Raw genomic sequence first — 13,207 nt, 5'->3', positions numbered from 1 at the left:
AGGTGCAGGATGGAACCAATATACGCAGTAAGATCAACATATGATGAAGATATGTTTTATCATCAGGTCGTGGCATCCAAACCGAGGATGATGCCGAAGGAAGAAAACGGAAAGAAGATCCGGTTTCAGCTCCCGGATTTCGGACTGAAGGATACATTGATGGCGCTTCTTGTGGGAGCAGCTGTTTACATGGCGTTCGGACAGCTTGAAACGTCTACGAGGATCCTGCAGGCGGTGCTCTGCGGCCTTGTGGCAGCGGTGGTCTTGAGACGAATGAATGAGAGACAGAACGGGGAGACTTCCGGGAAAAAGACAAATTCGATATCGGCAGATAAAAATCAGGCTCTGCAGCTTCTGGAGAGTTCCGGCTTAAAAGGAGAGCGCTGCACCCTGAATTTCTATGAGGATACCTTTACCGTGGAGCGTCCGGGGATCATCACGGAGTACCAGTACGAAGGGATCGCATGGATCAAGGAGACCAGCAAATATTATATGATCTTCTGGAACCGTTCTCTTGCGATACCGGTGGAGAAAGCCGGTTTTTACCGCGGGAAGAAGGAGACTTTTGGAGGCTTCCTTGAGAAGCGCTGCAATAAGGTGATCGAGAAAGTAAAAAATGCGTAAATGGATCAAAACTTCCTGCCTGGGACAGGGACTGTGCGGGATGAGTGATCTGCGCGAAAAATAAAACGGAGAGGATTGTGGGGATGAAGATCAAGAAAGAAGAGAAGATGCAGATCGAGAAACTGCCGACACTCAAACTGAAGTATACGTTGGTGGTGCCGTTCATGGGGATCGTGGATGTATTGACAATGGGGAGCTTTTTTATGAATCCGGCAGCGGATGGAAAACCGTTTATCAAGGCATTCTATGTTATCTGCGGGATCGCTGGTCTCCTGTTTGCTCTTTGGGGGCTTTTATGGAAGACTACGATCGATGGAAAGACGATCCGGGTGAATCCTGTGATCGGAAGGAAAAAAGTGGTCCCATTTACGGATCTGAAAAAAGCGGTCGTGTATAAGAAGAAAAAGACGGGTTCGATCGTGAGTTATGAACTGATCGATAAGAATGACAAGCCGATCGTTACGATCTATCCGCTCATGAAGGACAGCAGCACGCTGATGGAACGCCTGAAGAGACTGAAATATCCGGTGGAAGAGGCGTAAAACAGGCAGAAAATAACGACTGCGTGGTGCAGATATGCCAGAAAAAGGTTCCGTGGTGAATAATCCGGGACCTTTTTGTTCATAATGATCTCTGAAAAGAAAAGGAGGTCATGTTATGACAAAACTGGACTGTACAGTGACAACATGTGTTCACAACGCGGAAAAATGCTGCTGTAAAAATACGATCCTCGTGGAGGGCGCACAGGCGAGAAACTGCTGTGATACCTGCTGCGGGAGTTTTGAGGAAAATCGCGGAGGTCTTTTTAAGAACCTCTTTAAGACACCGGAATCGAAGCTGCAGGTCGACTGCGATGTGATGAACTGCCTTTACAATGATGACCGCACATGCCGGGCAGAGCGGATCACGATCGCCGGTGACGGGGCTATGGCGGTCGGACAGACAGAGTGTGCGAGCTTCAGGGAAAAATAAAAAAAGGAAGTGACGGGACGCAGCGGACATGGAATCCGGCTGCGTTCTGTGCGTTCCGGCTTTTTCACGCGGCTTATCGACCTGATACGGAGAGCGCGACGTCTGCTGATTTTTTTTAAAGAAAGGGATTGACAAAACGGGATTCCTATAGTAAACTTACATAAGTTGTGAGAACAACTGACAGGAAAGCAGGTATCCGCCTCACCCTGGCACGAGTAAGTGACCCGGGTTCATAGACATCGGTTTTTATCATGCAGCAGCATGCCAAACCAATGCAGTTACGAGCGGATAGTTACCTATCTGCTTTTTCTTTTCTATCGACATATGTAGAGTATGAGAGTTGGAGGTGTACGGCTATTAGCGAGTTAATGATTAACGAGCAGATCCGTGATAAGGAAGTTCGTTTAATTGGAGAAAATGGTGAGCAGCTTGGAATCATGTCTGCAAAAGACGCTTACAAAATGGCGAGAGATGCAGAACTGGATCTTGTAAAGATTGCTCCGGCAGCGAAGCCGCCGGTATGTAAGATCATTGATTACGGCAAATACAAGTATGAGATGATCCGTAAGGAGAAGGAAGCGAAAAAGAAGCAGAAAACGGTTGAGGTGAAGGAAGTTCGTCTTTCCCCGAATATCGATACAAACGATCTGAATACAAAGATCGGATCTGCGAGAAAGTTCATCGAAAAAGGCAACAAGGTAAAAATTACGCTTCGTTTCCGCGGTCGTGAGATGGCTCATATGAACCAGACGAAGTATATTCTGGATGATTTCGCTGAGAAACTTTCCGATATCGCTGTTGTCGATAAGCCTTCCAAAGTAGAGGGAAGAAGCCTGGTAATGTTTTTAACTGCAAAACGATAAGGGAACAATTTTAAGGAGGAAACAACAATGCCTAAAATGAAAACAAGCAGAGCAGCTGCAAAACGTTTCAAAAAGACCGGAACTGGTCAGTTAGTGAGAAATAAAGCTTATAAGTCCCATATCTTAACTAAGAAATCCACAAAGCGTAAGAGAAATCTTAGAAAAGACATCGTTACCGATATCACAAACAGCAAGGTAATGAAGAAGATTTTACCGTATTTATAATTTGTTTTCGGAATTAAGATTAAGGAGGAAATTAAGCAATGGCAAGAATTAAAGGTGGCTTAAATGCCAAGAAGAGACATAACAGAGTGCTCAAGTTAGCCAAAGGTTACAGAGGAGCTCGTTCCAAACAGTATAGAGTAGCAAAGCAGTCCGTAATGAGAGCTTTAACAAGCTCCTACGCTGGCAGAAAAGAGAGAAAGAGACAGTTCAGACAGCTCTGGATCGCTCGTATCAACGCTGCAGCTAGAATCAACGGTCTTTCCTACAGCAAGTTCATGTTCGGCTTAAAGCAGGCTGGTGTTGTTATGAACCGTAAGGTATTATCCGATATGGCTATCAACGACGCAGAGGGCTTTGCAAAGCTTGCTGAGTTAGCAAAAACAAAACTGGCTTAATTGTCAGTGAGATAAGAGAAAACCTTCCTGATGGAGTGATCTGTCGGGAAGGTTTTTTGTGTTTGCGGGGTGTCCGCAGCTCTCCAACGCATTCTCCTGCGGGCTAAGAGGAAACCAGCTCCTGGGATCAGGCGGTCCATGCCCGGAGCCTCACCGGCGCTGTGTGTTGGCGGAGAGGACGCCGACGCTGCGCTGGGCTGGTGATGGGGATGTTTGTAGCTTTCGGAAATGCTTTTCTGAAGACTAAGAGAAAGTCGGATTCATGGGACTGGGCGGTCCATGCCCGGAGTTTTGCCGGCGCTGTGCGTTAGCGGAGAGGACGCCGACGCTGCGCTGGGCTGGCGGTGGGAATGTTTGCAGCTTTCAAACGGTTTCCCAGAGGCGACGATCCAAGTCTGGAACTTTATCGGTGATGGGATGGCAGTGAAAGGAACAGAGGGGAGGGATGATCGAGATGCGTATTGCACTGAACGGGCGAATTGGTGATGGGAAGTGCCATCGGAACTTTCTACTAAACAAAAAAGGCTTAAGCCTTTCGACTTAAGCCTTCGTGCAGAAGAAGGGACTTGAACCCTCATGATATTGCTATCACACGGACCTGAACCGTGCGCGTCTGCCAATTCCGCCACTTCTGCATCTCGTCAGATGACGTATCTCATTGACAAGATATATTATAGTATAAGGGAATGGATTTGTCAACAGTTTTTTGAATATTGCTAAAAAAATATTTTTTTTAAAAAATTCAAAAAAGTACTTGCCAAACATGAAAAGGTGTGGTATATTAATATGCGTCGGTGAGAGATACAAAATCTTGAAACACCCGATACGCGGAAGTGTCGGAACTGGCAGACGAGCAAGACTAAGGATCTTGTGGTGGTTACATCGTGTGGGTTCAAGTCCCATCTTCCGCATGAAAGACTCAAGTTGAAAGACTTGAGTCTTTTTGCGTTGTGGCGGAAAATCTTCTTTCCTTTTTTAGCCGAGAGTGGTAAGATTATACACATCAACAAAAACTTTATTTCTAAAAAGTTCATTGCCTGATTTCCCAGGCGTCTGTGGTATTCGAAAAACGAAGAAAAACTGCGGCACCTGATTTTGATGTGAATATAATATATCGTCAATTAGAGTCCGATCATGCTGATAAATGAATGTGATATAAGAGCGGAATCCTGGATTTGAGTGGGATTCCGCTCTTGCTTTACTATAGTAGAAAAATTTTTTCTGGAGAAGGTAAAAGGGAAAAGCAGACTGAACATAGCTGAGAATGATAAAACGATGAATCAAAATATCTTTAAAGATAATTTACGGACAAGTATTTGAACTTGGAAAGAATGAATGGATTATGTATAATGGAAGAGGTGAATGAAGGAACAGGAGATGATGATATATGGGAGTGCAGGCACGAACGCTGGTGGAACAAATTGCAGATGAAATTATGAATATGATTCAGAAAACGCCATACCGGGCGGGAGATAAGCTGCCTACGGAAAAAGAACTCTGTGAGAAAACGGGGGCTGGGCGTAATACGGTGAGGGAGGCGCTGAAGATCCTGGCGTCCAGAAATATATTGGAAATTCGACAGGGGGCAGGGACTTTTGTGTCAGGGAAACAGGGGGTTGCTGATGACCCTTTGGGATTTTCGATGGTTGAGGATCATGTGAAACTGACAAGGGATCTCTTGCGAGTGAGAATTATGTTAGAGCCTCAGATCGCGGGACTGGCCGCCCAGCGAGCCAAAGAAGAGGATATTGAGGAGTTTGCCTCAATTTTAAGGGAAATGGAACTGGTGATGGAAAAAAAGGAGATTATTCGGACCTGGATACAAAATTTCACACGAAAATTGCCGAATGTACTCATAATATTGTAATGGAAAACCTTTTGCCGGTAATCGGGAAAGGCGTTGCTGTCTTTGCAAGAGAGGTAGGACAGACGGAGTATGATCAGACACTGCTATCACATCGGAAAATTTTTCAGTACATCTGTGAGCACAAATCTTTTGAAGCGGAGATGGAAATGCGGTTCCATTTGCTCTACAATACGAACCGCTATGAGAGAGAGCTGGGAAGTGTATAAAATGCCGCAAACAGAAGTGATGAAAAAGAAAAACTGCCTGGAATTTATAGGATGAATTCTGGGCGGTTTTTTTATTGGAGAACGTAAGCAATTGTGTTGTAAAAAACTTGCAAAAACGCCAAAAGATAAGAAAAATTAACATAATACTTGAAAATGGAATGAGAGTATGATAAGATCTCAATATGAAAGGTAGGATGAATTACAAAAAATATTCTTAAAAGACATGAAAAATTGTATAAAATCTCGAAGAAGGAGAGGAAGTCGTGGGACCATTTGATGCGATTGTCGTAGGCGGCGGTGTTGTGGGAAGTGCAATTGCAAGAGAGCTTACGAAGTATCGTCTGCACATTGGCGTATTGGAAAAAAATCTGGATGTCTGTTATGAGACCAGCGGCAGAAATTCAGGAGTAGTACACGGTGGATTTGCGTATGATGTGGGAACACTGAAGGCGAAACTCTGTGTAGAGGGAAACCAGGGAATGGATGAATTGTCAAAGGATCTGGGGTTCAGCTTCAAACGCTGCGGAAAAGTGCTGGTGGGAAAGACGGCGGAAGATCTGGAGACGTTAAAGAGAACGATTGTTCAGGGAGAAAAGAACGGTGCGTCTGAACTTTATCTTTTAAGCAAAGAAGAACTTCATAAACTCGTTCCGACTGCGGTGGGAGAGTTTGCCATGTTCTCGAAAAACTCGGGAATTGTGGATCCGTTTAATTATACGATTGCTCTGGCAGAGAATGCAGCACAGAATGGAGCAAAATATTTCTTTGATCATGAAGTGACGGGAATTGACCGCAAAAAAGATGAAACAGGGAATTTCTTTTATATGGTGACTACAAAGCACGGGATTTTTAAATCGCGTTGGGTGATCAACAGTGCCGGTCTTGGCTGCGGAAAAATTTCTGATATATGTAAGATTATTGCAATGGCTAAAATATGTGTGAAAAGGCAAAAGAGATGAATATACAATATGAAGGGAGAATAGATGATGATCTATGCAGAAAAATCAGAAGCGGCATTAGCGGATCATGAGTGGAAGAGAATATTGGAAACGTGGATCAGCCAGGTGAAACAGAGAGAGAAGATTCTGATCCTGCCTCCGGACATTACGAGATGCTATTCTTATGCGGGAAAGATTACCGCGTATCTGTATGAAAAATTATCTGGGGAATGCAAAGTTCGGATTATGCCGGCGGTGGGGACACACCGGCAGATGACGAGAGAAGAGAGAATCAGATTTTTCGGAGCAATCCCGGATGTGTGTTTTTTAAGTCATAACTGGAAAAATGACACGGAAGATATCTGCATTGTGCCGGAAGAGATTGTTTCTGAAGCGACCGGGGGAACATACAGGAGAGCGATTACGGCTGAATTAAACAGAAACGTTCTTTCAGGAGAGTTTGACCGGATCGTATCCATCGGTCAGGTGGTTCCCCATGAGGTGGTGGGAATGGCAAATTACACGAAAAACCTGCTGGTGGGAGTCGGCGGCAGGGACATGATCAACCAATCCCATATGATCAGCGCCATCTGCGGAATCGAGAAGATCATGGGACGGGAAAATACGCCGGTGAGACGGATCTTTGACTATGTCCAGAAGAATTTCCTGGATCAGCTTAAAATCACATTCATGCTGACGGTGACCTGTGAGAAACATCAGGATTCTGATCTCTACGGTTTCTATATCGGCGAGGAGCGGGAGACGTTTTCTGCGGCATGCAGACTTGCGGAAACGAAGAACATCACCTGGCTTCCAAAACGGGCGAAAAAGATTGTCACGTGGCTGGATCCGGCGGAATTCGGCAGTACCTGGGTTGGAAATAAAGCGGTCTACCGGACAAGAATGGCGATCGCGGATGGAGGAGAACTTCTGATCCTGGCACCTGGGATAAAATCCTTTGGGGAGAATGAGGAGGTAGACTCCTGTATCAGAAAATACGGTTACAGCGGCACGGAAACGATACAGAATGCCTATGAAAATGGGGAGTTCAACGGAATCGAGATGGCGGCGGCCCACTTGATCCACGGCTCGTCGGACGGTAGATTTAAGATCACCTACGCGGCAGATCCAAAACTTATGCCGGAGGAGATCATGAGATCCGTGGGCTATGAGTGGACCGATATCGGGCCGATGATGAAAAAATACCAGCCGAAGGGAAAGGAAATGGGCTGGTATGAGGACAATGGGGAAGAGTATTATTTCATCAAAGCCCCAGCGGTTGGACTGTGGAGAGTAAAGGGAGAAGCGTGAGAAAAAACTATGGATAAAGTTAATTGATAGCTATCAGTTATACAAATTGTACAAATAAAACATGCTATTAAAAAAATAAAAAAAGTTTAAAAAAGTACTTGCCAAACATGAAAAGGTGTGGTATATTAATATGCGTCGGTGAGAGATACGAAATCTTGAAACACCCGATACGCGGAAGTGTCGGAACTGGCAGACGAGCAAGACTAAGGATCTTGTGGTGGTTACATCGTGTGGGTTCAAGTCCCATCTTCCGCACGAAAGACTCAAGTCGTGAGACTTGAGTCTTTTTGCGTTACAGGGGAGAGCGCCGGATTCTCTATGAGAATTCTTATTTCATGGAGAAGGTAAAGAAAAGAGATGCAAATAGGAAAAATGTAAATGGTTGCGGATGGTGTAATTTATAATTCTATGAATGAGTGTGTCCGGAAAGATATTTTGAGAAGGAACAGAGCGGAGATAAAGTTTCGCTGATAGATAAAGATGAAAACAATATAAGAACGGAATCTCTGACTAAGGTAGGATTCCGTTCTTTTTATAAAATTGTAAATAAAAAGAAATATGCCACGCGGATCAGTTGTGGTAAGATGATACTAGGATAAAAGACCGCAAGTGCGTAATTGTTCAGGAGGCAGCGGTATCATAAATGACAAAATACATCAGAAGAGAGGTTTTTCCTATGCCGGAATTAAGCAGAAGAGTACAGACATTTACGGACTCCGTCATCCGGAGAATGACGAGAATTAACGATATGACGCCGGGCAGCATCAATCTGAGCCAGGGATTCCCGGATTTTGATCCGCCGAAGGAGATCCTGGAGGCATTGAAGGTGGCGGCGGAACATGGCCCTCACCAGTATTCGATCACATTCGGAGCGAAAAATTTCCGCGATGCTCTGGCAGACATGTATACAAAGAAATGGAATCGTCCGATCGATCCGGATAAGGAGATCGTTGTGACCTGTGGAGGAACGGAGGCCATGATGGCAGCGATGATGACGGTGTGCAATCCGGGAGACAAGGTTGCGGTTTTCAGCCCGTTCTATGAAAACTATGGGGCAGACGCGATCCTCTCCGGGGCAGACCCGATCTATATTCCGCTTGTGCCGCCGGATTTCCATTACGACAGAGCGGTCCTGGAGCAGGCGTTTCGGGACGGAGCAAAGGCGCTGATCCTCTGTAATCCGTCGAATCCGTGCGGAAAAGTATTTACTATGGGAGAGATGGAGGAGATTGCAGAGCTTGCGAAGCGGTATGATGCATTTGTGATCACCGATGAGGTGTACGAGTATATTATTTATGATGGAAACCGTCATATTTCCATGGCGGCACTCCCGGGAATGTACGAGCGGACGATCACCTGCAGCTCGCTTTCAAAGACGTATTCCATGACCGGATGGAGACTGGGCTATCTGATCGGACCGGAGCGCGTGATCGAGGCGGCAAAGAAGGTTCATGACTTCCTCACGGTGGGCGCTGCGGCACCTCTTCAGGAAGCGGCAGTCACAGGCTTAAAATTTGGACCGGAGTATTATGAATGGCTGAAAGACCTTTATACAGAAAAGAGAGATTATCTCTGCGGAAGACTGGAGCAGATGGGACTCCCGCACACAACTCCGCAGGGCAGCTATTTTGTTCTTGTGAATATTTCTGGATTCCTTGAGAGACCGGAATTTTCCGGATGGACAGATCTGGAGTTCTGTGAATGGATGATAAAGAAGTATGGTGTGGCGGCAGTGCCGGGCTCCAGTTTCTTTAAGGAGCCGGTGAACAACTATATCCGCCTGCATTTTTCCAGAGGGAAAGAGACATTGAAAATGGCTGCTGACCGTCTGGAAAAGATGGCGAAGGATTACGGATTCTGCTGATCGTCTTTTTTGTTCCTGCCGCGGAGATATTTTAAGATCAGCGCGTAGCCGTAGAGCATCACCGGGATGACGATGACGCAGAAGAGAAGTGCCATGATGACATTTTCGGAACCTCCGGTGAATGTCAGGACGATGAGGGAGAGAAATACCGCGGCGATGATGAGGATTCCCACCCAGGCAAAAAATCGTTTCATATAAAAATCCTTTCGTGTGAGTTTCTTTGTCAATAATAGTAAGGATTCGCCTGTCCTCGATGGACGGCGAAAGGATTGCAGACCAGAAATCAACCGCGGTCAGTATTGTTCTGACGGGGCCGAGTCCGTGAAAGTGCTGACTTTGGATGAAACAATCCTTTATTCAGTATAAATGATTTTACACACAGATTCAACCGATAATAGTAAGGATCCGTCTGCTCCTGATATGGATGAGAACGGAGATTTAACAGAAGCGGCGGACAGGACACTTGGCAGCCCGGCTGTCAGAAAGCAGATGGCCGGCAGATCTGTGCCGACAAGTCAGACTCTGTAAATGAATGGCTGCGGATCATAACGAACAGAAAACAGCGGAAAACGCGGAAAGGAGGACTGTCTGTGAAGAAGAAAAAAAAATATGCGTTGACGGCCGCAGCCCTCGCACTGACTGCCATACATGCCATGACGTCATTCGCCGCGGACGGGACGTGGACACTCACGGATGCCGGGTATACGTTCAAATATTCGGACGGAAGAGCGGCGCGCGGCACCTGGGAGGATCTTAACGGTGAGTGGTATCATTTTGATCAAAACGGGATCATGGAGACGGGATGGAGAACGGTCGGAAACATTCGTTACCACTTTAATACGGATGGTTCCCTCTCGGAGGGCTGGCAGTACGATGGTCCGGGCGGCGGAAACTGGTACTATTATGATCCTTCGGGAAATGCGATGATCCAGTGGTTTCAGGATAAGGGAAAGTGGTACTGGTTCGATGCGGACGGAACGATGAATCAGGAGGCTGTTCGCACGATCCGGGGAAAGACTTATGCGTTTCGTCCGGACGGGAGCATGCGCGTAAATGAATATGCCGGATTTTCCTATATTGACTATGACGGACAGCCGGATCCGGCCGGGGATATCCGGGCAGTGAACGCGGATGGGACGAAAAAAGATGTGAGCCCGGAGGAAGAAAACATGATTGCCGGATTTATCAATGTGTTCCCGGATGGGTGGAGAAAGAAATTCCGCGATGACGGCTGGAGGTTTGTGTATGACCCGTCCGGCGGGGAATACAGGGGTTTTAAAGATAAGAGAGGAAACCCGCTGTATTCCTGTTTTTATTCCCTCGACGAGAAGAAAAAGGAACTGCGTTTTTCAAAGCCGGATGCGGTGAAGGACGGATTCGGGGCATATATCTATGAAAATTCCGGGGATGAGATGAAAAAAGACCAGTTCCCGAAAGCTGCGCGATACCGCTTTGACGAGATCTCGGAGGCGACGGGACTTCCGGAAGGTGCGAGAAGAGAATATGACGTGATCTTCGGAGCACTGATTCGTGTATACCAGGATCCGGATGCCTGGGAAAAACTGAAAGGTAAGGCCGCGGATATCGCCTGGACGATCGAGCGGATCGCGGTGAACCGGTCAGCGGAGGGAAGGCTGGACCTGGAATAAAAAGCTGAAAAGAACATATGTACGTCGAAATCATGATTCCGCTTGACGGATTCCATGCAATCTGTTACTATACACATATAACAAATGGAATACAATGATACCGGGGCTGTTTGCGCGGTCCCGGTATCAAAAATCTAAAACAAAGACGGTGATAGAATGGTATTGAAGATTGATTTTGACAGTGAGGAAGCGCTCTACACCCAGCTCTGCAACCAGATCATCTGTGGCATTGCGATGGATGTGCTTCACGACGGGGACAGCCTTCCGTCGGTCAGACAGCTTGCGGATGAGATCGGAATTAACATGCATACAGTCAATAAGGCATATGCTGTATTGAAACAGGAAGGCTTCCTGCGTCTGGACCGCAGACGCGGGGCCGTGATCGCCCTGGATATGGATAAACTGCGGACGATGGAGGAGATGAAAAATGATCTTGCGCTGATCGTGGCGCGCGGGATCTGCAAAAACGTCGGCAGAGACGAGATCCACAACCTTGTGGACCAGATCTATGATGAGTTCGGCGGACAGGCATAAAGGAGGAACATTCATGCTTTGTGAACATTGCAAAAAACGGGAAGCGACCGTAAAATACGTGGAAGTCATCAACGGCGTGAAGACCGAGCACAACCTCTGTACCCAGTGTGCCGCCCATGCGGACCTCGGACAGTTCTCCGCACTCTTTGAGGGAGAGTTCCCGTTGGGAAAACTTCTCTCAGGACTCCTTGGAACCCAGGAGACGGAGGAAGAGGATGAAAAATATTCCGGCGTCGTATGCCCGACCTGCGGAACAACGTATGAGGAATTTGTAAAGGACAGCCGGTTTGGATGCCCGGACTGCTACAGTGTTTTTGATCCGCTGATCAGCGACCACATCCGCCATCTTCAGGGCAGCGAAAAACATGTCGGAAAACATCCGGCAGGATTTCAGCCGGATCCGGCGGTGATCGGAGAAGCTGCCGGACCGGGAGAGGATCCGGTGAATATCCCGGAACTTTCAAAAGAGGAAAAGATCCGCCTGATGGAAGCGAGATTAAAAGACGCGGTGCGCCGGGAAGAGTACGAGGAGGCCGCGAAGCTCAGAGATGAGATCCGGGCGTTAAAAGAGGAGAAACAGAATGGATAAATGGTATGAGATGCCTGGAAAGACAGGTACAAATGTGATCTACAGCCGGATCCGTCTGGTTCGAAACCTGAAAGAGTACCCGTTCCCCGGGCGTCTCACAAAGGAACAGAGTGTGGAGCTTTCAGAGAAACTTCTCGGCGGACTCACCGGTATCGCCTCCATGGACCGGATGCAGTACCGGTTTACACACCTGGAGAGGATGGGAGATCTGGAAAAGACTGCACTTTTAGAGCGGCGGGCTTTAAATCGCAGCGTGATGAAGAAAAAAGATCCGACGGGGATGATCCTGTCGGAGGATGAGTCCACGGCGATCCTCTTAAACGGGGATGACCATGTGCGGATCCAGACGCTGCAGACGGGGCTGACCCTGGACCGGCTTTACGAAAAGGCGGACCGGATCGATGATTACATCGGAGAACGGTTTGACTATGCGTTTGATGAAAAATACGGATATCTGACCTCGTTCCCGACAAATGTGGGGACGGGACTCCGGGCAGCAGTGGTCCTTCATCTGCCGATGCTGTCGAAAAACAAAAATTTCAGCAGCTTGGTAGCGGATATGGGCCGTTTTGGGACCCAGGTCCGCGGCGTTTACGGCGAAGGCGCGGAAAACTTCGGTTCCCTGTACCAGATCTCGAACCAGAAGACTCTGGGTCAGACAGAACAGGAGATCATTGATATCGTGCGAAAGGCGGCGCTGGAGCTGGATGCCCAGGAACGCCGGATGCGCCGGGAATACCGCCAGAGAAAGCCGGTGCAGGCAGCGGATGAATACTATAAATCGTACGGAGTCTTAAAATATGCGAGACGCCTGACGAGAAAGGACGGAATGGAATTTCTGTCCCAGATCATGACTGGGATCACAGACGGGATCCTGACGGTGAAGGAGCCGTGTTCCGTTTACGGACTGATGATCGGGATCCAGCCTGCAAATCTTCTGAGTCTGGCAGACCGTCCGCTCGATAAAGATGAGCTGGATGCTGCGAGAGCGGAATTTTTGAGAAAACGGCTGCCGGAAATTATAGAGCCGGAGGCATGATCTCCGGAAGAAAAGATAGAAAATCGCAACTGTTCAGCAGGTTTGTGCCTGCGCCTGTAAGGGCACTGAACGGCTGCAGAAAATCAGAAATGACCGAAAAAACCAGGACACCGGTCGGTGCGGGGTCTGCG

Annotated in this window: 14 protein-coding genes, 3 tRNA genes and 1 pseudogene; 16 read left to right on the top strand and 2 right to left on the bottom strand. The window is 47.4% G+C overall.

Features of this window, described 5'->3' with window-relative positions; genetic code table 11:
- The first annotated feature begins 9 nt into the window (after nucleotides 1-9).
- From V2546_RS02230 to rplT, 6 genes are all read left to right on the top strand, one after another.
- Nucleotides 10-624 carry a YcxB family protein gene (locus V2546_RS02230; RefSeq protein ID WP_329751431.1) on the top strand — a complete coding sequence of 205 codons (615 nt, stop codon included), beginning with the start codon at nucleotides 10-12 and terminating at the stop codon, nucleotides 622-624.
- Nucleotides 625-707: 83 nt separating this feature from the next.
- Entirely contained in the window at nucleotides 708-1,166 is a 459-nt protein-coding gene (locus V2546_RS02225; protein ID WP_118529723.1) for a DUF6560 family protein, read from the top strand.
- A gap of 115 nt (nucleotides 1,167-1,281) precedes the next feature.
- The gene (locus V2546_RS02220) at nucleotides 1,282-1,596 is read left to right on the top strand and encodes a DUF1540 domain-containing protein (protein ID WP_118322093.1); all 315 of its coding nucleotides are present in this window, start codon (nucleotides 1,282-1,284) and stop codon (nucleotides 1,594-1,596) included.
- Between the two features lie 368 nt (nucleotides 1,597-1,964).
- A complete protein-coding gene (gene infC / locus V2546_RS02215) occupies nucleotides 1,965-2,459 on the top strand; it encodes a translation initiation factor IF-3 (protein WP_118298421.1) in 495 nt (164 codons plus the stop codon).
- A 27-nt stretch (nucleotides 2,460-2,486) separates the two neighbouring features.
- Complete coding sequence (gene rpmI / locus V2546_RS02210) at nucleotides 2,487-2,684, top strand: 50S ribosomal protein L35 (RefSeq protein WP_021906099.1); 198 nt, start codon at nucleotides 2,487-2,489, stop codon at nucleotides 2,682-2,684.
- A 38-nt stretch (nucleotides 2,685-2,722) separates the two neighbouring features.
- Nucleotides 2,723-3,079 (top strand): 50S ribosomal protein L20, encoded by a 357-nt coding sequence (gene rplT, locus V2546_RS02205; protein WP_118298422.1) that lies wholly within the window; start codon nucleotides 2,723-2,725, stop codon nucleotides 3,077-3,079.
- Nucleotides 3,080-3,630: 551 nt separating this feature from the next.
- Here the strand turns inward: rplT and V2546_RS02200 are convergent.
- Nucleotides 3,631-3,714 (bottom strand) — tRNA-Leu (locus V2546_RS02200).
- Nucleotides 3,715-3,906: 192 nt separating this feature from the next.
- Here V2546_RS02200 and V2546_RS02195 point away from each other — a divergent pair.
- The 6 genes and pseudogenes from V2546_RS02195 to V2546_RS02165 all read left to right on the top strand — a co-directional run bounded on the left by V2546_RS02195 (nucleotide 3,907) and on the right by V2546_RS02165 (nucleotide 9,265).
- Nucleotides 3,907-3,990 (top strand) — tRNA-Leu (locus V2546_RS02195).
- Between the two features lie 476 nt (nucleotides 3,991-4,466).
- Nucleotides 4,467-5,152: pseudogene (locus tag V2546_RS02190) on the top strand (FadR/GntR family transcriptional regulator).
- Nucleotides 5,153-5,415: 263 nt separating this feature from the next.
- Nucleotides 5,416-6,111, top strand: a complete 696-nt coding sequence (locus tag V2546_RS02180; protein ID WP_486463548.1) for an NAD(P)/FAD-dependent oxidoreductase — start codon at nucleotides 5,416-5,418, stop codon at nucleotides 6,109-6,111.
- Nucleotides 6,112-6,135: 24 nt separating this feature from the next.
- Nucleotides 6,136-7,401, top strand: coding sequence for a nickel-dependent putative hexonate epimerase (locus tag V2546_RS02175; protein ID WP_329751429.1), 1,266 nt, complete (start codon nucleotides 6,136-6,138; stop codon nucleotides 7,399-7,401).
- A gap of 171 nt (nucleotides 7,402-7,572) precedes the next feature.
- Nucleotides 7,573-7,656 (top strand) — tRNA-Leu (locus tag V2546_RS02170).
- Between the two features lie 421 nt (nucleotides 7,657-8,077).
- Entirely contained in the window at nucleotides 8,078-9,265 is a 1,188-nt protein-coding gene (locus V2546_RS02165; RefSeq protein ID WP_118529926.1) for a pyridoxal phosphate-dependent aminotransferase, read from the top strand.
- Here the strand turns inward: V2546_RS02165 and V2546_RS02160 are convergent.
- The gene (locus V2546_RS02160; protein WP_147352380.1) at nucleotides 9,250-9,459 is read right to left on the bottom strand and encodes a hypothetical protein; all 210 of its coding nucleotides are present in this window, start codon (nucleotides 9,457-9,459) and stop codon (nucleotides 9,250-9,252) included. The two genes, V2546_RS02165 and V2546_RS02160, sit on opposite strands and share 16 nt — an antisense overlap.
- 396 nt (nucleotides 9,460-9,855) lie before the next feature.
- Between V2546_RS02160 and V2546_RS02155 the strand changes: the two genes are divergently transcribed.
- The 4 genes from V2546_RS02155 to V2546_RS02140 all read left to right on the top strand — a co-directional run bounded on the left by V2546_RS02155 (nucleotide 9,856) and on the right by V2546_RS02140 (nucleotide 13,076).
- A complete protein-coding gene (locus V2546_RS02155) occupies nucleotides 9,856-10,914 on the top strand; it encodes a hypothetical protein (protein ID WP_329751428.1) in 1,059 nt (352 codons plus the stop codon).
- Nucleotides 10,915-11,070: 156 nt separating this feature from the next.
- On the top strand, nucleotides 11,071-11,448 hold the full coding sequence (locus V2546_RS02150) for a GntR family transcriptional regulator (RefSeq protein ID WP_118298427.1): 378 nt from the start codon (nucleotides 11,071-11,073) through the stop codon (nucleotides 11,446-11,448).
- A gap of 13 nt (nucleotides 11,449-11,461) precedes the next feature.
- Nucleotides 11,462-12,037, top strand: a complete 576-nt coding sequence (locus tag V2546_RS02145; RefSeq protein ID WP_118529727.1) for a UvrB/UvrC motif-containing protein — start codon at nucleotides 11,462-11,464, stop codon at nucleotides 12,035-12,037.
- Nucleotides 12,030-13,076, top strand: a complete 1,047-nt coding sequence (locus tag V2546_RS02140) for an ATP--guanido phosphotransferase (protein ID WP_329751426.1) — start codon at nucleotides 12,030-12,032, stop codon at nucleotides 13,074-13,076. Before V2546_RS02145 ends, V2546_RS02140 begins: the two co-directional genes overlap by 8 nt.
- Nucleotides 13,077-13,207: the final 131 nt, after the last annotated feature.

Origin of the sequence: Clostridium sp. CM74B_53 (genome assembly GCF_036318045.1) — a bacterium.
Taxonomy (GTDB): Bacteria; Bacillota; Clostridia; order Lachnospirales; family Lachnospiraceae; genus Pilosibacter.
The sequence above is the reverse complement of the archived record's forward strand: the minus strand, read 5'-3'. Positions and strand labels throughout refer to the sequence as shown.